The organism is Blautia sp. HA8986 (assembly GCF_056504635.1).
The window spans coordinates 127,491-147,883 of the sequence record NZ_JBWLUQ010000002.1; the positions used below are offsets into that span (position 1 = coordinate 127,491).

A 20,393-nucleotide genomic window follows, 5' to 3' on the forward strand; every position below is an offset into this window, starting at 1 on the left:
AATTAAGAATTGTACACATTGGCTGACCGGGGTACAATATAGGCAATTCAAAAAACAATTAAACGAAATGCAAAGGCGCATTTGTTGTAGAAATACAGCGAATGCGCCTGTTTTTTTACCAGAATGAACGCAGGATGCAGAGGCAGATCGCGGGATGATTTTCAGAAAGAGAGGGAATGTATTATGGCAAAGAGCGAACAGGTAATCAAAGATCTTGATAGAGTGATCGGACTGATCAACACAGATATGAAAGATATTCCGGCAGAGGAGAAAAAACAGATGGTGGCAGATACCATCGATCATTTTGACAACTATGTAAGCCCGGGCTGGCTGAAATACCGTAAATCTGTTTCTTCTGACTCTGAGCAGGGTGCAGTTCTTGAGTGGCAGGATGAAGGAGCTTACTGCTATGGACTGAACGGAGAAAAATTTATCGACTGTCTTGGCGGCTTCGGTATTTACACCTGTGGTCACAGAAATCCGGAGATTCTGAAAACCGTAAAAGCGCAGCTTGATCATCAGGCACTTCATTCTCAGGAGCTTCTTGATCCGCTTCGTGGATATCTTGCAAAAGCACTTGCAGATATCACACCTGGCGACCTGCAGTACTGCTTCTTCACAAACGGCGGTGCAGAGGCCGTTGAGATGGCTCTGAAGCTTGCACGTATCGCAACCGGCGGAAGATGGTTCATTTCCACAGTAGGTGCTTTCCATGGCAAGAGCATGGGCGCAATCTCCATGGGTGGTAAAAGTACATACCGTACTCCTTATATTCCGATGGTACAGCAGGTACAGCATGTGCAGTATGGTATTGCAGATGATGTAAGAAAAGCGATCAAGAACCTTCAGGCAGTTGGAGAGAAGGTTGCCGGTGTGATCCTTGAGCCGATCCAGGGCGAGGCTGGCGTTATCGTTCCTCCGGCAGGATACCTTCAGGAGGTTCGTGAGATCTGTGATGAGACAGGTGTGGCGCTGATCTTTGATGAAATCCAGACAGGTATGGGACGTACCGGCACAATGTGGAGATGTGAGGCAGAGGGCGTTACACCGGATATCATGACATATGGTAAAGCTTTCGGCGGTGGTATCATGCCGATCACAGGTATCATCTGTAAACCGAAGATGTGGGTTCAGGATCTGATCGACAACCCATGGCTTCTTGGCTCTCCTACATTTGGCGGAAACCCGGTATGCTGTGCAGCAGCTATCGCAACTATCAAATATATGCTTGAAAATGATATCCCGGGTGTCTGCAAAAGTAAAGGTGAGATCCTGAAAGCAGGACTTCAGAGCCTTGCAGAAAAATATCCTGAGATCATCCAGGAGGTTCGTGGTACAGGTCTTATGCTTGCAGTTGAGTTCCATACATGTGAGCTTGGTTATGAGACTGCAAAGGGTCTGTTTGCAAGACGCGTCATGACAGCCGGTACTCTTGTTAATGCGAAAACCATCCGTTTCGAGCCTACAGCTGTTATCTCCGAACAGGATATCAAGGATGTTATCTCCAGAATGGACGAGGCTCTTGCTGATACAAAGAAAGAACTTAATGTATAAGATAAGACAGAATTTTACAGAGAGTATTTTTTATGCGGAAAGGCATCGGCTTAGCTGGGCTGATGCCTTTTCTGAATGAATTACAAAGCATTTATATTGATGGATATGCTGCAGAGATAGACGTGAATATCTGAGTTAATGATCAATGTATTTTTTCAGAAAGGGATGATATTATAAGATGAGCTTATGCAGAATAGAAGTCATCACAAGCCTTGCAAAATTTTCCAGCCTGAAATCTGCACTTAGTAAAGCCGGTGTCAGAGGTATGACTGTTATGCAGGTGCTTGGATGTGGCGTTGAAAAAGGTACCCGTGAGTACGAGGTGGATGAAAATTACGAGATGGAGCTCCTTCCCAAACAGCAGATCAGTGTTGTGGTAAAAAAGGAGCAGGTGGATAAGATTGTGGAAGTGATCAAGCATGAGCTTTATACCGGGCATATTGGCGATGGCAAAATTTTTATCTACGATATTGATAATGTGATCCGTGTAAGAACGGGTGATGAAGGTGTAGATGCTCTGTAAAGGGTAAGCAGAGAATCGTGATGGCAGGCGAGGGTGTCCGCAGATAAAGCGGAACTTCGCCTATTTCTATGTTGTCTGTTTTGGGCTGCTAAACGAATGCGGATCGCGAATATCCGTCTGACTTATTGGGAGGTGACTGGGATTATGAGTGAAGATAAGAAATTAGGGCTGGGAAGTGTTGTATCTATATCAGTAGGGTTGGTCATTGCCACCAGCTGTCTGGTCTCACTGGGGCAGGGTGCAGGTACGGTTGGTGTTGTGTTTATTTTTTCCATGATTATTGCGTGTCTTTTGAATATGACTACGGTGGCTTCGCTTTCGGAGTTGAATGCCATTATGCCGAATACGACGGGTGGCCTGGCGCAGTATACGCTGGCATGTCTGGGGCCTTTTCCCACGCTGATCTCCATGGTGGGCGGTTATCTGCTCTGTAATATTTTGTCCTCTGGTGTGGAGGCTTCGATTTTTTCCTATGCGATGGCGCAGACGATCAAGCTGCCGGTTCCCAGTATTGCGTATACGCTGATCATGACCATTGTGATCATGATCGCAAATCTTCGTGGTGTGGATATGTTTGCAAAGATCCAGGATCTGGTCGCGTTTCTTCTGGTTGGTTCCATGATCATCATGGGACTGATCGGTATGCTTAAGCTGGGGACAGGGCAGGTGGTTTCGCAGCCGTATACAATGGCCACGAAGCCTTCGGAGCTGTTTTCTGCTACAGCTACGGCGTTCTGGCTGTTTATCGGGGCGGAGTATGTGATCCCGGTTTCCAAGAGTGTTAAGAATGCGAAGAGGAATGTTCCTCTTGGTATGATCATAGGTCTTGCTCTGATCTGTGGTGTGCAGTCGATAATGGTGTTTGGTTTTCATAATTATACGCCATGGCAGGAGCTTATGGATTCCCCGGCTCCGCATCTGCTTTACGGAGAAAATCTTCTTGGCAGTGCAGGTAAGATCTGGATGACTTTGGTGGCTGCGCTTGCAGTTGTGAGTACGCAGAATTCTACGGTGAATGGTCTGGCGAGTATCTGCCAGGGGATGGCGAAGATGAATATGATGCCGAGGATTTTTGCGAAGACGAATAAGCACGGGGTTCCCTGGTTTGGCGTTGTATTTGTCAGTGTGACGATTTTTATTTTTGCACTGATCAGTAATGATTCTTCTTCCATTATTTCGTTCCTGATCCTGGTGGGTTCGGTGTTCTGGATGATTTCTTATGTGCTGGCGCATGTGGATGTGCTGATTCTGAGAAAGCGGATGCCGAAGGTGCCGAGGAGCTTCAGGGTTCCTGGTGGGCCGGTGTTTCCGCTTGTTGGTATTGCGGGGACGTGTTATATGATCCTGAATATTTCTTCTGATCCGGTGGAGCGGAATATGATCTGGCTGGTTGTGGTGATCACTTTTGTGGTTCTGGCGGTTTATTCTTTCTGGTGGATCAGGACCAGGATGAAGATGCCGGTGTTTAAGAGTGTGCCGATCCAGAAGGTTATGGCGATGGAGAATGAGTTGTTTTATACGATCCGGAAGAGAAAGGGGATTTGGAGATAGTGTGGTGGAAGGACGCTGCTTTTATTGGCAGCGTCTTTCTTAATAAACGAGATAAACGAAATATTTTAAAAAAATTGAATTTTATGGTTGACAAGCATAACTCCCAGTGGTATTATAACTGAGCTGTCGCAAATAATTGTTTTTGAAAAACAAACAATTAAAAAGAATTTCAGAAAAATGAAAATCATAGTTGACAAAAGACAGAAGATATGATAAAGTATCCAAGTCGTCAACGAAACGACAACAAAATCTTAACTCGAAAATGTTTGAAAAAAACTTAAAAAAGTGCTTGACAAACAAAAAGAGATGAGATAAAATAAACGAGCTGTCTGAGAGACAGACACAAAAAACCTTGATAACTAAACAGTGAAACACATACGATTCTCGAAAATTTCTTTACATTTATTTAAAGAACGGTTTAAACAAACCAAAAGCAGTAAAACGAGAGATAGCCAAACGGTTGTCTTGAGTAAATGAATCAAACATTTTATCAGAGAGTTTGATCCTGGCTCAGGATGAACGCTGGCGGCGTGCTTAACACATGCAAGTCGAACGGGAATTACTTTATTGAAACTTCGGTCGATATGATTTAATTCTAGTGGCGGACGGGTGAGTAACGCGTGGGTAACCTGCCTTATACAGGGGGATAACAGTCAGAAATGGCTGCTAATACCGCATAAGCGCACAGAGCTGCATGGCTCCGTGTGAAAAACTCCGGTGGTATAAGATGGACCCGCGTTGGATTAGCTTGTTGGCAGGGTAACGGCCTACCAAGGCGACGATCCATAGCCGGCCTGAGAGGGTGAACGGCCACATTGGGACTGAGACACGGCCCAGACTCCTACGGGAGGCAGCAGTGGGGAATATTGCACAATGGGGGAAACCCTGATGCAGCGACGCCGCGTGAAGGAAGAAGTATCTCGGTATGTAAACTTCTATCAGCAGGGAAGAGATTGACGGTACCTGACTAAGAAGCCCCGGCTAACTACGTGCCAGCAGCCGCGGTAATACGTAGGGGGCAAGCGTTATCCGGATTTACTGGGTGTAAAGGGAGCGTAGACGGATGGACAAGTCTGATGTGAAAGGCTGGGGCTCAACCCCGGGACTGCATTGGAAACTGCCCGTCTTGAGTGCCGGAGAGGTAAGCGGAATTCCTAGTGTAGCGGTGAAATGCGTAGATATTAGGAGGAACACCAGTGGCGAAGGCGGCTTACTGGACGGTAACTGACGTTGAGGCTCGAAAGCGTGGGGAGCAAACAGGATTAGATACCCTGGTAGTCCACGCGGTAAACGATGAATGCTAGGTGTCGGGGAGCAAAGCTCTTCGGTGCCGCCGCAAACGCATTAAGCATTCCACCTGGGGAGTACGTTCGCAAGAATGAAACTCAAAGGAATTGACGGGGACCCGCACAAGCGGTGGAGCATGTGGTTTAATTCGAAGCAACGCGAAGAACCTTACCAAGTCTTGACATCCCTCTGACCGACTCTTAACCGAGTCTTCTCTTCGGAGCAGAGGTGACAGGTGGTGCATGGTTGTCGTCAGCTCGTGTCGTGAGATGTTGGGTTAAGTCCCGCAACGAGCGCAACCCCTATCCTCAGTAGCCAGCATTTAAGATGGGCACTCTGTGGAGACTGCCAGGGATAACCTGGAGGAAGGCGGGGATGACGTCAAATCATCATGCCCCTTATGATTTGGGCTACACACGTGCTACAATGGCGTAAACAAAGGGAAGCGAGCCTGCGAGGGTAAGCAAATCCCAAAAATAACGTCCCAGTTCGGATTGTAGTCTGCAACTCGACTACATGAAGCTGGAATCGCTAGTAATCGCGGATCAGAATGCCGCGGTGAATACGTTCCCGGGTCTTGTACACACCGCCCGTCACACCATGGGAGTCAGTAACGCCCGAAGTCAGTGACCTAACCGCAAGGGAGGAGCTGCCGAAGGCGGGACCGATGACTGGGGTGAAGTCGTAACAAGGTAGCCGTATCGGAAGGTGCGGCTGGATCACCTCCTTTCTAAGGAAAAAGTAGAGAAAAGAAATGTGTTTTACTGTTTAGCTATCAAGCTGAAAGATTTCTGGTGCCGATGCGGTTGGGGGACACACCCGTTCCCATCCCGAACACGACGGTTAAGACCCAATCGGCCGATGGTACTGCACTGGAGACGGTGTGGGAGAGCAGGTGGGCGCCAGATCAAAAAAAGAAAAACAGGAGAGATCCTGATGAGAATAAAAGCTGGTTTTACCAGTGATCAGAGTTTACAAAAACAGTTTGTGAGTTCTGATGGCTGATAAAACATCAGTCAGCATTGTACCTTGAAAACTGCATACATGAAATTTGATTAAGTTAATCAAATATCCTTAAACGCAAAGTATTAAGAAATTAATGCAAACGCAAAGATAGGAAGACATCGATTTATCTGTTATGAACAGAGTAATCAAACACATGTCGGAAGATACGTGAGTATCGGAAGACAGAGAATCAAGAAAGAGACCGCATCACCTACGCTAGGGTGATGAAGCGAAAGGTCAAGCAATAAGGGCACAGGGCGGATGCCTTGGCACTAAGAGCCGATGAAAGACGTGATAAGCTGCGAAAAGCTTCGGGGAGGAGCAAATATCCCGTGATCCGGAGATTTCTGAATGGGGAAACCCGCATGAGAAGACCTCATGCATCCATACGCCAATCCATAACGTATGGAAGGGAACCCGGGGAACTGAAACATCTAAGTACCCGGAGGAAAAGAAAGAAACATCGATTCCGTAAGTAGCGGCGAGCGAACGCGGAGGAGCCTAAACCGGTGTGCGTGCATGCCGGGGTCATGGACTGCATTTAAGATTCAGCGAAGTTAACAGAACGGTTTTGGGAAAGCCGGCCGGAGAGGGTGAAAGCCCCGTACGTGAAAGCCAAGCTGACTGAGCAGGATCCGGAGTACCACGAGACACGAGGAACCTTGTGGGAAGTAAGGGGGACCACCCCCTAAGGCTAAATACTACTTAGTGACCGATAGCGCATAGTACTGTGAAGGAAAGGTGAAAAGGACCCCGGGAGGGGAGTGAAAGAGAACCTGAAACCCTGTGTCTACAAGCTGTGGAAGTACTTTATATGTACAACCGCGTACTTTTTGTAGAACGGTCCGGCGAGTTACGCTTACTGGCAAGGTTAAGCACTTCAGGTGTGGAGCCGTAGGGAAACCAAGTCTTAAGAGGGCCTTAAGTCAGTAGGAGTAGACCCGAAACCGGGTGATCTATCCATGTCCAGGTTGAAGCTGCCGTAAGAGGTAGTGGAGGACCGAACCCACATCCGTTGAAAAGGGTGGGGATGAGGTGTGGATAGGGGAGAAATTCCAATCGAACCCGGAGATAGCTGGTTCTCCTCGAAATAGCTTTAGGGCTAGCCTCGGTGTGAGTCTTGCGGAGGTAGAGCACTGAATTTCCTAGGGGGCGTCAAAGCCTACCGAAGAATATCAAACTCCGAATGCCGTGTAGATATCACCGGGAGTCAGACTGCACGAGATAAGTTGGGCGGTCAAAAGGGAAAGAGCCCAGACCTACAGTTAAGGTCCCAAAGTGCGCGTTAAGTGGAAAAGGATGTGGGATTTCGAAGACAACCAGGATGTTGGCTCAGAAGCAGCCATACATTCAAAGAGTGCGTAATAGCTCACTGGTCGAGAGGTCCTGCGCCGAAAATGTCCGGGGCTGAAACGCGCCACCGAAACTAAGGAATCCGAAAGGATTGGTAGAGGAGCATTGTATATGGGAAGAAGCAGTACCGTAAGGAGCTGTGGACTGTATAGAAGAGAGAATGCCGGAATGAGTAGCGAGATAGAGGTGGGAATCCTCTAGGCCGAATATCCAAGGTTTCCAGGGTAAAGCTGATCTGCCCTGGGTGAGTCGGGACCTAAGGTGAGGGCGGGAGCCGTAGCCGATGGACAACAGGTTGATATTCCTGTACTGCAGTATAACAGAACTGTGGGGACACGTAAGGAGAGCGGGAGCCGGGAATGGAAAGTCCGGTACAAGCGAGGTACCAGTATGGTAGGAAAATCCGCCATGCAATGGGAAGACGTGATGTGGAGCGAAATTTAGTAGCGAAGCCCGTGAGCCATGCGTCAAGAAAAGCCGCTATTGTTTATACTGTACCCGTACCGTAAACCGACACAGGTGGATGAGGAGAGAATCCTAAGGCCGGCGGAAGAAGTATTGCCAAGGAACTCGGCAAAATGGCCCCGTAACTTAGGGAGAAGGGGTGCCTGCGAGAGCAGGCCGCAGAGAATAGGCTCAAGCAACTGTTTAGCAAAAACACAGGTCTATGCGAAACCGAAAGGTGAGGTATATGGGCTGACGCCTGCCCGGTGCTGGAAGGTTAAGAGGAGAGGTCAGACGTAAGTCGAAGCTTTGAATTTAAGCCCCAGTAAACGGCGGCCGTAACTATAACGGTCCTAAGGTAGCGAAATTCCTTGTCGGGTAAGTTCCGACCCGCACGAAAGGCGTAATGATTTGAGCGCTGTCTCGGCAATACATCCGGTGAAATTGAAGTGCCAGTGAAGATGCTGGCTACCCGCGCCAGGACGGAAAGACCCCATGGAGCTTTACTCCAGTTTGGCACTGGGGTCCGGTGTTGCATGTACAGGATAGGTGGGAGGCTGAGAAACGGTAACGTCAGTTGCCGCGGAGCCGCTGTTGGGATACCACCCTTGTGATATTGGGCTTCTAACCAGCCGCCGTAATCCGGCGGTGGGACAATGCCAGGCGGGGAGTTTGACTGGGGCGGTCGCCTCCGAAAGGGTATCGGAGGCGCCCAAAGGTTCCCTCAGAATGGACGGAAACCATTCGAAGAGTGCAAAGGCAGAAGGGAGCTTGACTGCGACACCGACGGGTGGAGCAGGTACGAAAGTAGGGCTTAGTGATCCGGTGGTATTAAGTGGGAATGCCATCGCTCAACGGATAAAAGCTACCCTGGGGATAACAGGCTTATCACTCCCAAGAGTTCACATCGACGGAGTGGTTTGGCACCTCGATGTCGGCTCATCGCATCCTGGGGCTGTAGTAGGTCCCAAGGGTTGGGCTGTTCGCCCATTAAAGCGGTACGCGAGCTGGGTTCAGAACGTCGTGAGACAGTTCGGTCCCTATCCGGCGTGGGCGTAGGATATCTGAGAGGAGCTGTCCTTAGTACGAGAGGACCGGGATGGACGGACCGCTGGTGGACCGGTTGGCTTGCCAAAGCCATGGCCGGGTAGCCAAGTCCGGAAGGGATAAACGCTGAAGGCATCTAAGCGTGAAGCCCCCCTCAAGATGAGATATCCCATTCTTTTAGAAGTAAACCCCCTTGAAGACGACGAGGTAGATAGGGCAGGGGTGGAAGTGTGGTAACACATGGAGCTGACTGTTACTAATCGGGTGAGGGCTTGACCAAGAAACGCAGGTTAAGAATTGATTCAAAGAGTTTGATTGACCATCAACAAAGCATGTATGTAGTTTTGAGAGTACAATGTAAAAGAATTTGTGGCCAACAGCCACTTTTTCTTGTATATAGGGGATTGGTCAAATGGTATGATAGGGGTCTCCAAAACCTTTGGTGGGAGTTCGATTCTCTCATCCCCTGCTATTTAAAAGTCGGAAAATCTTGAAAAATCAAGGTTTTCTGACTTTTTCTTTATTTTTACTGTCACACAAACAAAACCAGGGGATTGCCAATTGGCAATCCCCTGAATCATTAATATATATATATTATGCTTCTGCGTCAGCGTCAGCATCCTCATCCTCTTCCGGAGCTGCTGCGTACTCACCGATGTGAACAACAACTGCATCCTCAGGTGTGATAAAGTGAACCTGTTTGCCTTCCGGGATCGGGAGGTCTTTTACGTGGATGTCACGGACATCTGCCGGATAGCCGTTGAAGTCGATAACGATAGTATCCAGAAGGTTGGCCGGATCTGCTTTGTAGTGGATCTCTTCCATCTCCTGCTCAACGATACCCTGAACCATATCTGTATGTTCCAGTTTGACAGCAACTGTTGTGGAAACCTTCTCACCGGCTACCAGTGCCTGGAAATCCAGAGCCATCAGCTGTTTTTCAATTGGATTATAATCAATGTTCTTTACCAGGGCATCAACTTTCTCGCCTTCGATGTCCAGATAAATCTGTGTACCTTCTTTATTTGCTTTAATGAATTTCGCTGCCTCGGCACCGTCAAACTGGAGTGCTACAGGCTCTTTCATTTCTTTTCCACTAAGAATTCCTGTGACGTAACCCTCACGTCTTAATTTTTTAGCTTTTACATTCGGGTTTCTTTTCTCTGCTTTCAATGTGATCATGTCAAATTCCTCCTCCTGATGCATGGATTCCGGTAATGTTGCTGTTCGCGCTGTTCGCAGTAACACGAATTCTGCATTTCTTTTCTGACTGGGATTATTATAGCACTTCTCGTGAAAGGTGGCTAACAAAAAGTTAGAAAATTTAAAAGCAATATTTTGTATTGTTTGACTTATATGCAAAACTTCAAGAGTAAAATTAGACAAAAACGAAGTGTATATTTTAGATTTTACAGAAAAAAATAAAACAACATGAAAAATTGCACAAATTAAGTGATCATAAAAGCTCAAAAATCGCTATTTATCTGGAACAGAGATAAGTGATAAATGTGAATACTCCTTTTCATCTGTTCTGGAAATGCAGGAAGGCGACAATGTAACGTGGAACACCTGATTACAGTTGGAAAATGTCAGGTTTTGCAGAAAGAATACAGCAACATGCTGCAGAATATCTGTGCATTACAGAACGAGCAGAGTCCGGACGCGGAAAAAACGCAGCCGGAATTTTACTCTGGAGAAAGAATTTAACGGAATTGCATATAATTTCTGAAACAATTTTACATACACTTCACAAAGCCTTATCCCAACTACGATATCTGAATATCCGGAAAACTTCTATACTAAATAACATGTGAGCGAGAGAAGAGAAAGGAGATAAGTAATGTCAGAAATTGCACTTAGAAATGTATGTAAGCAATTTGATTCGGAGCATTACGGTGTGAAGGATTTTAATCTTGATATACATGATAAAGAGTTTGTGATCTTTGTAGGTCCGTCCGGATGTGGAAAATCCACAACTTTGCGTATCATCGCAGGTTTGGAGGAGATTACAGACGGTGAGCTGTGGATCGACGGTGAGCTTTCCAATTATCTGGAACCGAAGGAGAGGGGAATGTCCATGGTGTTCCAGAACTATGCTTTATATCCGAATATGACGGTTTACGGAAATATGGCATACGCCCTGAAGATCCGTAAGCTTCCGAAGGATGAGATCGACAGAAAGGTCCATGAGGTGGCAAAGATCCTGGAGATCGAGCAGCTTCTTGACCGGAGGCCGGCAGCTCTTTCCGGCGGTCAGAAACAGCGAGTTGCCATCGGAAGTGCAATTATCCGGAAACCGAAAGTCTTTCTTATGGATGAGCCCCTTTCCAACCTGGATGCAAAGCTTCGTGCTCAGATGCGTGTGGAGCTTGTGAAATTACATAAACAGCTGGACACCACCATTATTTATGTAACTCACGATCAGACAGAGGCCATGACACTTGGAACAAAGATTGTAGTCATGAAAGATGGATTGATTCAGCAGGTGGGCGCACCGCAGAGCATTTACGATAATCCGGTAAATCTTTTTGTAGCAGGCTTCCTCGGCTCTCCGTCTATGAACTTTTTCCGATGCACGGTGAAAGCAGAAGAAAATAACCGCACGGCTCTTCTTCTGGACGATGCCAAAACTGTAAAAAAGGTTTATCTGGACGGAACCAGAGGAAAACAGATCGCAGACAGATATAACGGCAGACACGTAATCCTGGGAATCCGTCCGGAGGATATCTACGAGCTGGATGAAGCGAAAAAGCTTGGTATTGAAAATGACAGCGTAGATGTAGACGAGCCTGTAGTAAACCGCGAGATGCTGGGAGCGGAAGTGATCCTCTATTTTGATGAGCAGGGCAAAACCCTGGCAGTTCGTTTAAGTCCGGAAAATCAGACACAGGTAGGGGAGAAGGTTTCTCTGTATTTTGATATGGAGAAGGCGCATGTGTTTGATCCGGAGACAGAAGAAAATATTTTTGTGCCATGAATTTATGTCACGGAAGAGCTTGAGTACAGGCAGATCAGCCTGTAGATAGAATCTGATTATGCAAGGAGGAGAAATAGTTATGGGAAATAACAGCAAAAGCAAGATTACACCGTACTTATATCTGGTACCCTGTATGTTGATTTTTGGAATATTCCTGTTTTATCCGTTTTTGAAAACAATATATTTAAGTCTTTACAAAACCAACAAAATGGGACAGGCAAAGCTGTACGTTGGTTTGGGCAATTATAAAGAGCTGCTTCAGTCAGCATCCTTTATCAACAGCCTGAAGGTGACGCTGATCTTTGTACTGATCGTTGTAGTTGGCGGCATGCTTTTTGGTCTGATCGCAGCAGTGCTTTGTAACAAGGCATTTCCGGGAATCCGGGTGTTCAGTACTTCCTATGCGCTGCCAATGGCTATCGCATCCAGCTCTGCAGCGATGATCTTCCAGATCATGCTCCACCCGGCAGTGGGTATTGTGAACAAGCTTACCGGCCTGGATATCAACTGGCTGAACGATCCGAACACGGCTCTGATCTGCGTAGCCATTCTTACCGCATGGCTTAACAGCGGAATTAATTTTCTGTATTTTTCCGCAGGACTCGGAAATATTGATGAGACCATTTATGAGAGAGCTTCTGTGGATGGAGCCAGCAGTGTGCAGCAGTTTTTCAGCCTGACGCTTCCAGGACTTTCCCCGATCATGTTTTACACACTGGTAGTAAATATCATTCAGGCCTTTCAGTCCTTTGGACAGATCAAGATCCTGACAGAAGGCGGACCTAATGAATCCACCAACGTAATTGTCTATTCCATTTACAGGGACGCATTCTTCAACTACCGCTTCGGAAGTGCGGCAGCCCAGTCCGTTATCCTGTTTGTGATCATCATGATCATTACACTGATCATGTTCCGTATTGAGAAGAAGGGAGTGAATTACTGATGAGCCAGATAGAAAATATGGCAGTTCCCACAGTGGGAAATATGTCAAAAGAGGAGCTCCTGGAGCTGAAAAAAGCCATGAATGCAAAAGCTCTTGCAAGGAGAAGAACAAAAACAGCGCTCCGTGTTACGGCAAATGTGGTATTTGCGGTTCTGATCCTGCTTCCATTGCTTTATGCCATCAGTATTGCGCTGATGCCTTCCAGTGAACTGTTTACTACAGAGTTGAATCTCTTTCCTAAGAATCCGACCTTTTCCAACTTTATCAATGCATTCCGCACGGTTCCGCTTCTCCGATTCATATTGAATTCCTTTATCATGGCGGGATGTATTACCATCGGACAGATCATTACCTGTTCTCTTGCTGCTTTTGCGTTTTCTTTCCTGGAATTCAAAGGAAAAGGTATTCTCTTCATGGTTGTGATGGCAACCATGATGGTTCCGGGAGAGGCAACGATCATTTCCAACTATCTGACTGTATCAGGCTGGGGAATGCTGGATACCTATCAGGTACTGATCGTGCCTTATCTTACATCCGCAATGGGAATTTTTCTGTTTCGCCAGTTTTATATGACCTTCCCGATCTCACTGTATGAGTCGGCAAAGCTTGACGGCTGCGGCAATCTGAAATTTATTGTAAAGATCCTGCTTCCGCTGACGAAATCCGCTATCGGTGCCATGGCAGTGTATACCTTTATCAATGCATGGAATATGTATATGTGGCCGCTGCTTGTAACAGGCTCCAACAATATGCGAACCGTTCAGATCGGTATCAGTATGCTGGACAGTGTGGATTCACAGTCCATCACACTGATGATCGCAGGAGTTGTTATGATCATTATTCCGTCCATTTCCATCTTTATCATCGGACAGAAACAGCTTATCCGCGGAATGTTTTCCGGGGCAGTCAAGGGCTGATACCGGAGCAGACCGCAGCCTCAGAGTGTTTTATCACAGGGGAAAAGATATTGTCACAGTCGTAAGACCTGGCAGTTCATCTTATATATAGGAAGAAAAAGAGAAAATTTTTCAAAAAGAGGAGAAAAAAGTTATGAAGAAAAAAATGATCGCAGCTTTACTTACTGCAGCAATGGCTGTTGGCTCTGTTTACGGAGTAACTGTATTCGCCGCAGATGCCGGCACAGATGAGAAAGCAGAGATGGCAGATGCTTCCGATGTAGACGGAACTACGATTACATTCTGGCATTCCATGGGTGGCGTTAACGGCGAGGCCATTGACACTCTGGTAAAAAAATTCAACGATGAGAACGAGTACGGAATCACGGTAGATGCGCAGTATCAGGGCGAGTATGATGATTCCCTGAACAAACTGAAAAGTGCTCAGATCGGAAATATGGGTGCAGATCTTGTACAGGTATATGAGATCGGTTCAAGATTTATGATAGATTCCGGCTGGATCGTGCCTATGCAGCAGATGATCGATGCAGACAGCTACGATGTATCTGAGATCGAGCCGAACCTGGCTGCATACTACACCATTGACAATGAGCTGTACTCCATGCCGTTCAACTCTTCCACACCGATCATGTATTATAACAAGGATATGTTTGATAAAGCAGGTATCACAGAGGTTCCTGACAGTCTGGAGGGAATCGGTGAGATCGGACAGGAGCTTCTGGACAAAGGCGGCGCAGGCGAGGTAATGTCTCTTGGTATCTATGGCTGGTTCTTTGAGCAGTTCATCGGAAAACAGGGGCTTGAATACGCAAACAACGGAAACGGACGTAAAGAGGCTGCTACAGCTGTTGCTTTTGACGAGAACGGTGCTGCAAAGAATATCCTTACAGCATGGAAAGACCTTAACGACAAAGGCTTTGCACCGATCGTAGGTAAAGGCGGTGATGCAGGACTTGCAGATTTCTCCGCAGGAAAGTCAGCGATCACTCTCGGTTCCACAGCGTCCCTGAAACAGATCCTTCAGGATGTAAACGGAAAATTTGAGGTTGGTACAGCATACTTCCCGAAGATCAAATCCAGCGACGAGGGCGGTGTTTCCATCGGTGGTGCATCTCTCTGGGCACTGAATAACAATGATCCGAAAAAGCTCCGTGCAACATGGGAATTCGTAAAATTCCTCATTTCTCCGGAGTCTCAGGCTTACTGGAACGCACAGACAGGATACTTCCCTGTAACTGTAAAAGCTCAGGACGAGCAGGTATTCAAGGATAATGTTGAGAAATATCCTCAGTTCCAGACAGCAATTGACCAGCTCCATGATTCTTCCGCAGATTATGTAGGTGCACTGTTAAGCGTATTCCCTGAGGCAAGAGCAACAGTAGAGTCTGAGATCGAGAGTATGCTCAACGGAAAAGAGGATGTAGATACAGCGGTGAAAAACATGGCTGATTCCATCAACAAATCCATTGAAGAATACAATCTTGTGAACGAATAATCAGAAAAAGCGCGAAAATCGAAAAAGAAAAATAAAAAGAAAAATAAAAAGAAGCAGCAGAAAAGCCCTGGAATCAGGTAGACAGTTACTACCTGTATATAATCGGATAATTGCAGAACAGTTATCCGGTTAGAATCCGGGGTTTTTCCTATTATATTGTGCAAAAATCGGCTATTGCCAGAAAATAACGGGATAAAAACGTTGGAATTACTGGACGGAATAGTATATATTAGCTATAATGATAAAGCTAATATTTACTCCTCAGGGAAGGAAGATAAATCTGTGAACAGAAGTAAAAGAGAAGATTATAAAAGATTCGTGGTATTTTGTCTGGCAAGTCTGATCGTGATTGCACAGGCGGCTATTTTTGCCTATGTGTGGTATGATTTCTACAGAGGAATGATCGAGCAGCCCTTCTGGCGAAAAGGTAACTGGGTACTGATTCTGATTTATGCGCTGATCTACCTGATGTTTGCCAAGCTGTATGGCGGCCTGAAAGTAGGATATCTTAAGCGGATCGATGTATTTTATTCACTGACTCTGGCTCTTATTTGTGCCAATGTTGTGACATATTTTCAGATTACACTGATCAACCGCTGGTTCCTCTCAGCGAAACCGCTTTTTGAGATGACACTGGTGCAGATCGCAGTGACGATCATCTGGATCTGGGGTACGCGGTACATTTATTCGAAGCTTTATGGGGCCAGAAGACTTCTGGTGATCTACGGAGACCGTGATCCAGGAGATGTGATCCACAAGATGAATACCCGAAAGGATAAATACGATATCAGTGGAAAGGTTCATATCTGTGAAGGTGAGGAGAAGATCCACGCTATGATGGAGAAGTATGAGGGCGTGATCATCTGGGATCTTCCGTCCCAGATTCGAAACAGATATCTGAAATACTGCTTTTCCCATTCCATCCGCTGTTATATGAGTCCGAAGATCTCGGATATTATCCTGCTTGGAACAGACAGGATACACCTGTTTGACACACCGCTTCTGATGTGCAGGAATCAGGGACTTTCCATGGAACAGAGAGCATTTAAGAGAGTTCTGGATATTATTATATCAGGACTTGGAATCATTGTATCTTCTCCGATCATGCTGATCATTGCCATTGCAGTGAAGGCTTATGACGGTGGCCCGGTATTTTATCTTCAGGATCGTCTCACATATAAAGGAAAAGAATTCCGTATCCGGAAGTTCCGCAGCATGTGCGTGGATTCTGAGAAGAACGGAGCACGTCTTGCATCCAAGCATGATTCCCGTATCACACCGGTAGGACATATTCTTAGAAATCTGCATCTGGATGAGCTACCGCAGCTTTTCAATGTATTTATGGGAGATATGTCACTGGTAGGACCTCGTCCGGAGCGTGATGTGATCATGCAGGAATATGAGAAAGAGATCCCGGAATTCCATTACAGACTTAAGGTAAAAGCCGGACTTACCGGCTATGCTCAGGTATATGGCAAGTACAATACGACTCCGTATGACAAGCTGAAGCTTGACCTGTTTTATATTGAGAACTATTCATTTCTTCTGGATATCAAGCTGTTGTTTATGACTGTGAAGATCTTTTTCCAGAAAGAAGTATCTGAAGGTGTGGATGACGATCAGAAGAATGCTTTGAAGGATTCACAGGAAGAGAAATAAGATTTTTTAAGTGCGTGTCAGGCTGGCTCTGATGCGCACTTTGCAAATGGAGACATATGAGACATAAAGGAGGCGTTTTTTATGGAAAAACCACTGGTTTCAGTGATCATGCCTGTTTATAATGGTGAGAAATATATTGGAAAAGCAATCCGGTCAGTTCTGGAGCAGAATGTTCCTGTCGAGATCCTGGTGATCGATGACTGCTCCACAGACGGAACAGAACTTACTGTGATGAAATATATGGAAAGCGGAAGTATCCGTTATATCCGCAACGAGAACAATGTGGGAGCAGCCCGTTCCAGAAACAGAGGTGTGAAGGAATCACGGGGAAAATATATCGCCTTCCTGGATGCGGATGACTGGTGGGAAAAGGGTAAGCTTAGAGAGCAGATCGAAGTGATGGAGCTTACCGGATGTGTGATCTGCTCCACAGGAAGAGAGCTGATGCAGCCGGATGGCCGTACAACAGGGAAATATATCCCGGTTAATGAGCGGATCACCTACCGGGATCTTCTGAAGCATAACAGTATCAACTGTTCCTCTGTGCTCCTCAGAAGGGAAGATGCGATCGCTTTTCCAATGGAGCATGATGACAGCCATGAGGACTATATCACCTGGCTGAAAATTCTTCGAAAAGGTGGTTTTGCGGCAGGAATCAATAAACCGTATCTGAAGTGCAGGCTCAGTGAAGGCGGCAAATCCCGCAATAAACTGAGGTCAGCAGCCATGACCTATCAGGTCTATAAATATATGGGCTATGGAAAACTGAAAAGTTTGATATTCTTTGTATCTTACGCATTTCATGGAGTATGGAAGTACCGTTGAAAATGCTGGTAAACCAGAATAATCCTGGTAAATGTTAATTTTCTATTTCCAAATTCATAAATATATGTTATTATTTATTCATATTTTTTTAGCAAGTAGCGAAGCGGGTTATGGATATCCGTATGAATAAGGTGGGAACAGATGAAACAGAGAACAGACAGCCAGGGGGTTCCGTATTCCTATCTGGTTGATAACATTAAGGTATTACTGATTTTCCTGGTTGTATTTAATCATATTATTGCATTTCAGCTGGTTAAGGTTGACATGATCGTACGTTATGTATGGTACGCGATCACGATCTTCCATATGCCTGCTTTTGTTTTTATGTCCGGATATCTGTCCAAGAAGCCTCAGGATGTGCTGAAGAATGTGAAGAATCTGCTGATTCCTTACATTCTTGGATACAGTCTCACATGGTATGCCTATATATGGCTTGGCAAGAGCATGGATTATGAGCTTCTTCGTCCATCCGGAACAGTTATGTGGTATGTGCTTGCGCTTTTTATCTACAGACTGACTATCGAGGCTCTCGGCAAGGTGCGTTTTATTGTGCCGTTGAGCATTATTTTTGCGTTATGGGCAGGAACGAGACCGGAATTTACAACATATCTTTCCAGTTCCAGGATTGTTGTATTTTTTCCGTTTTTTGTGGCAGGCTATCTGTGGAAAAGTGATTATACGAAGATCGTACGTAAATTTAAGGGAAAATTGGTTCTGGTGCCAATTTCAGGACTGCTTCTTTACGCAATCCCTAATTTTATGATCGCCAATCAGATCCCGATCGATATTTTCAGGGGAAATCACACATATCAGTTATCCGGAATGGATGATATTACAGGAATGCTGATCCGTCTTCTGATGTATCTGGTATCCTTTGTGCTGGTACTTACATTTCTTGCACTGATGCCGGATGTGAAGCTGCCGATTACTTTTGTTGGAAGGAATACAATGGGGATATATTTCTTCCATTATCCGATTATGATCGTGATGAACGGACTGTTTCTTCTGAGCATTCCGCAGATGCTGAATGTATGGGTACTGTTCGGTGTATCATGGATATTTGTACTGCTTCTTGGAAGCAAGCCGGTATCCTTTATATATAATGGTGTTCTTAATCTTATCATTTTGATTTTCTTTAAGAGGGAAAAACCGGTCCAGGATGAAGGACTGGAAGATGAGTATGATGAAGAGGAACACTACAAAGTTATACGAAAAAGAAAAAAAGCAATTGAAGAACTGGCGGCAACTCTGGAAGAGGAGGATGCCATGAAGGTGAAAAATGATGTGGCGGCTGTGCTGGAAACTGAGGATGCTGAAGCGGCTCAGGTGGAAGTAAGTGCAGAGGAGCTTTATGCAGATAAGGATTTTGCTGTGGAAACAGAGGGTGAGGATGCTGAGTCACCACAGACTTTTGAAGAACTGCAGGAGCTGGATGAATTAATGGATATTATAAAGCCACAGGAAGAGACAACGCTGACGGAAAAGGAATAGCAGAAAGAGCAGGATGATAATGAAAAGAGTTATTACTTACGGCACTTTCGATCTGTTTCATCAGGGTCACTATAATATCCTGAAAAGAGCAAGAGAGCTGGGGGATTATCTGATCGTTGGAGTCACCAGCGAGAGCTATGACATTGAGAGAGGCAAACTGAATGTCAAAGACAGTCTGCTGAAACGAATTGAGAATGTACGGAAAACAGGTTTTGCTGATGAGATAATCATAGAGGAGTATCAGGGGCAGAAGGTCAGTGATATTATTAAATATAACATAGACCTTCTTGTTCTGGGATCCGACTGGAAGGGTAAATTCGACTATCTCAAAAATTACTGTGAGGTTGTATATCTGGAACGTACCAAGAATATTTCCAGTACGAAGCTGAGAAGTGAGGGCAAGATATACAGGATCGGAATCGTGACCGATGATACAGAAGATAACGAGATGGTTCAGGAATCGAAATTCGTAAGCGGACTTCATGTAGAGAGTGTATATTCTGAGGATATTTCTGTAGCGGAAGAATTCTGTGACAAGTATGAACTGGATTCTTACGGAACAGATTACAGACGGTTTCTGGAGGGGCTGGAGATCGTCTACATTAAAGCCGGAATTAAGAAAAGGGCAGAGTATATAAGATATGCGCTGCAGCATGGCAGACATGTGGTTAGCGATACACCGATGACGCTGGATACAGGGGAGCAGAAAGCGTTATTCCAACTGGCCAAGGAACAGGGTGTTGTTCTCGTTGAGAAACTCACCCTTGTTTATCTACGTGCTTTTAACCAGCTTGTATGGCTGACACACAATGAACTGGTCGGTGATGTGGTAGCTGTGAAATGTGCAGTTTCACAGGATGATTTTCAGGGAGGAAAATCATTCAACGAGACTGTGAGCCAGGCACTTTGCGCATGTATCAAGCTGCTTGGAAAAGATTATCTGGATGTGAACACCAACGCTGTAAGGGGCAGCGACGGTGGCTTCGTCTATGATGTGATTACAGTGAAATATCCGAAGACACTGGCTACGATAGAGATCGGAACAACTGTAGATGTGGAGAATGAGCTTGTGATCATTGGAAGTAAGGGGAGGATCACAGTTCCCAATGACTGGTGGAATACCGGCTATTTTGAGGCGAAGGTGGAAGGCCAGGAATTTCTGAAGCGTTACAGCTTTAATTTTGAGGGAAATGGTCTTCGCTATCTTCTTCAGGAGCTGACCATTATGATCCGTGACAAACGGACAGAGTGTACCAGACTTTTTTATGAGGAGTCGGAGACACTGGCGGAGCTTTTGAAAATTATTGATCAAAGAGGTTGAC

Annotated in this window: 12 protein-coding genes, 1 tRNA gene and 3 rRNA genes; 15 read left to right on the forward strand and 1 reads right to left on the reverse strand. The window is 45.8% G+C overall.

Translation table 11 applies throughout. From position 1 onward, the window contains the following. Nucleotides 1–183 precede the first annotated feature (183 nt). The 7 genes from AC04Q4_RS13325 to AC04Q4_RS13355 all read left to right on the forward strand — a co-directional run bounded on the left by AC04Q4_RS13325 (nt 184) and on the right by AC04Q4_RS13355 (nt 9,233). Nucleotides 184–1,554, forward strand: coding sequence for a putrescine aminotransferase (locus AC04Q4_RS13325; RefSeq protein ID WP_015526621.1), 1,371 nt, complete (start codon nt 184–186; stop codon nt 1,552–1,554). Between the two features lie 178 nt (nt 1,555–1,732). Then, nucleotides 1,733–2,077 (forward strand): P-II family nitrogen regulator, encoded by a 345-nt coding sequence (locus AC04Q4_RS13330; protein ID WP_059086394.1) that lies wholly within the window; start codon nt 1,733–1,735, stop codon nt 2,075–2,077. Nucleotides 2,078–2,221: 144 nt separating this feature from the next. Next, entirely contained in the window at nt 2,222–3,628 is a 1,407-nt protein-coding gene (locus tag AC04Q4_RS13335) for an APC family permease (protein WP_178774352.1), read from the forward strand. A 487-nt stretch (nt 3,629–4,115) separates the two neighbouring features. After that, nucleotides 4,116–5,645: ribosomal RNA gene (locus tag AC04Q4_RS13340) — 16S ribosomal RNA — on the forward strand. A gap of 60 nt (nt 5,646–5,705) precedes the next feature. Continuing rightward, a 5S ribosomal RNA gene (gene rrf / locus AC04Q4_RS13345) occupies nt 5,706–5,823 on the forward strand. Between the two features lie 332 nt (nt 5,824–6,155). Next, nucleotides 6,156–9,044: ribosomal RNA gene (locus tag AC04Q4_RS13350) — 23S ribosomal RNA — on the forward strand. The 16S, 23S and 5S rRNA genes sit together here with 1 tRNA gene alongside, the layout of an rRNA operon. Before the next feature lie 118 nt (nt 9,045–9,162). Next, nucleotides 9,163–9,233, forward strand: a tRNA-Trp gene (locus tag AC04Q4_RS13355). Between the two features lie 125 nt (nt 9,234–9,358). Here the strand turns inward: AC04Q4_RS13355 and AC04Q4_RS13360 are convergent. After that, a complete protein-coding gene (locus AC04Q4_RS13360) occupies nt 9,359–9,946 on the reverse strand; it encodes a 50S ribosomal protein L25 (RefSeq protein WP_015525319.1) in 588 nt (195 codons plus the stop codon). Between the two features lie 658 nt (nt 9,947–10,604). On the opposite strand from AC04Q4_RS13360, the gene AC04Q4_RS13365 reads away from it, so the two are divergent. The 8 genes from AC04Q4_RS13365 to AC04Q4_RS13400 all read left to right on the forward strand — a co-directional run bounded on the left by AC04Q4_RS13365 (nt 10,605) and on the right by AC04Q4_RS13400 (nt 20,392). Next, nucleotides 10,605–11,741, forward strand: coding sequence for an ABC transporter ATP-binding protein (locus AC04Q4_RS13365; protein ID WP_173737645.1), 1,137 nt, complete (start codon nt 10,605–10,607; stop codon nt 11,739–11,741). A 79-nt stretch (nt 11,742–11,820) separates the two neighbouring features. Next, a complete protein-coding gene (locus AC04Q4_RS13370; protein WP_173737646.1) occupies nt 11,821–12,684 on the forward strand; it encodes a carbohydrate ABC transporter permease in 864 nt (287 codons plus the stop codon). After that, nucleotides 12,684–13,601, forward strand: coding sequence for a carbohydrate ABC transporter permease (locus AC04Q4_RS13375; RefSeq protein WP_173737647.1), 918 nt, complete (start codon nt 12,684–12,686; stop codon nt 13,599–13,601). Before AC04Q4_RS13370 ends, AC04Q4_RS13375 begins: the two co-directional genes overlap by 1 nt. A 133-nt stretch (nt 13,602–13,734) precedes the next feature. After that, the gene (locus AC04Q4_RS13380) at nt 13,735–15,096 is read left to right on the forward strand and encodes an extracellular solute-binding protein (protein WP_178773223.1); all 1,362 of its coding nucleotides are present in this window, start codon (nt 13,735–13,737) and stop codon (nt 15,094–15,096) included. A 282-nt stretch (nt 15,097–15,378) separates the two neighbouring features. After that, nucleotides 15,379–16,755, forward strand: a complete 1,377-nt coding sequence (locus tag AC04Q4_RS13385) for an exopolysaccharide biosynthesis polyprenyl glycosylphosphotransferase (RefSeq protein ID WP_173737649.1) — start codon at nt 15,379–15,381, stop codon at nt 16,753–16,755. 81 nt (nt 16,756–16,836) lie between these two features. Beyond that, nucleotides 16,837–17,580 (forward strand): glycosyltransferase family 2 protein, encoded by a 744-nt coding sequence (locus tag AC04Q4_RS13390; RefSeq protein ID WP_173737650.1) that lies wholly within the window; start codon nt 16,837–16,839, stop codon nt 17,578–17,580. Between the two features lie 141 nt (nt 17,581–17,721). Then, nucleotides 17,722–19,071, forward strand: a complete 1,350-nt coding sequence (locus AC04Q4_RS13395; protein WP_178773225.1) for an acyltransferase family protein — start codon at nt 17,722–17,724, stop codon at nt 19,069–19,071. Between the two features lie 19 nt (nt 19,072–19,090). Continuing rightward, nucleotides 19,091–20,392 (forward strand): adenylyltransferase/cytidyltransferase family protein, encoded by a 1,302-nt coding sequence (locus AC04Q4_RS13400; RefSeq protein ID WP_173737652.1) that lies wholly within the window; start codon nt 19,091–19,093, stop codon nt 20,390–20,392. Nucleotide 20,393 lies beyond the last annotated feature (1 nt).

What these genes read in the sequence shown, in the direction of transcription:
- AC04Q4_RS13325 (WP_015526621.1), top strand. Translation starts at nt 184, where the DNA reads ATGGCAAAGAGCGAACAGGTAATCAAAGATCTTGATAGAGTGATCGGA.
- AC04Q4_RS13330 (WP_059086394.1), top strand. Translation starts at nt 1,733, where the DNA reads ATGAGCTTATGCAGAATAGAAGTCATCACAAGCCTTGCAAAATTTTCC.
- AC04Q4_RS13335 (WP_178774352.1), top strand. Translation starts at nt 2,222, where the DNA reads ATGAGTGAAGATAAGAAATTAGGGCTGGGAAGTGTTGTATCTATATCA.
- AC04Q4_RS13360 (WP_015525319.1), bottom strand. Translation starts at nt 9,946, where the DNA reads ATGATCACATTGAAAGCAGAGAAAAGAAACCCGAATGTAAAAGCTAAA.
- AC04Q4_RS13365 (WP_173737645.1), top strand. Translation starts at nt 10,605, where the DNA reads ATGTCAGAAATTGCACTTAGAAATGTATGTAAGCAATTTGATTCGGAG.
- AC04Q4_RS13370 (WP_173737646.1), top strand. Translation starts at nt 11,821, where the DNA reads ATGGGAAATAACAGCAAAAGCAAGATTACACCGTACTTATATCTGGTA.
- AC04Q4_RS13375 (WP_173737647.1), top strand. Translation starts at nt 12,684, where the DNA reads ATGAGCCAGATAGAAAATATGGCAGTTCCCACAGTGGGAAATATGTCA.
- AC04Q4_RS13380 (WP_178773223.1), top strand. Translation starts at nt 13,735, where the DNA reads ATGAAGAAAAAAATGATCGCAGCTTTACTTACTGCAGCAATGGCTGTT.
- AC04Q4_RS13390 (WP_173737650.1), top strand. Translation starts at nt 16,837, where the DNA reads ATGGAAAAACCACTGGTTTCAGTGATCATGCCTGTTTATAATGGTGAG.
- AC04Q4_RS13395 (WP_178773225.1), top strand. Translation starts at nt 17,722, where the DNA reads ATGAAACAGAGAACAGACAGCCAGGGGGTTCCGTATTCCTATCTGGTT.
- AC04Q4_RS13400 (WP_173737652.1), top strand. Translation starts at nt 19,091, where the DNA reads ATGAAAAGAGTTATTACTTACGGCACTTTCGATCTGTTTCATCAGGGT.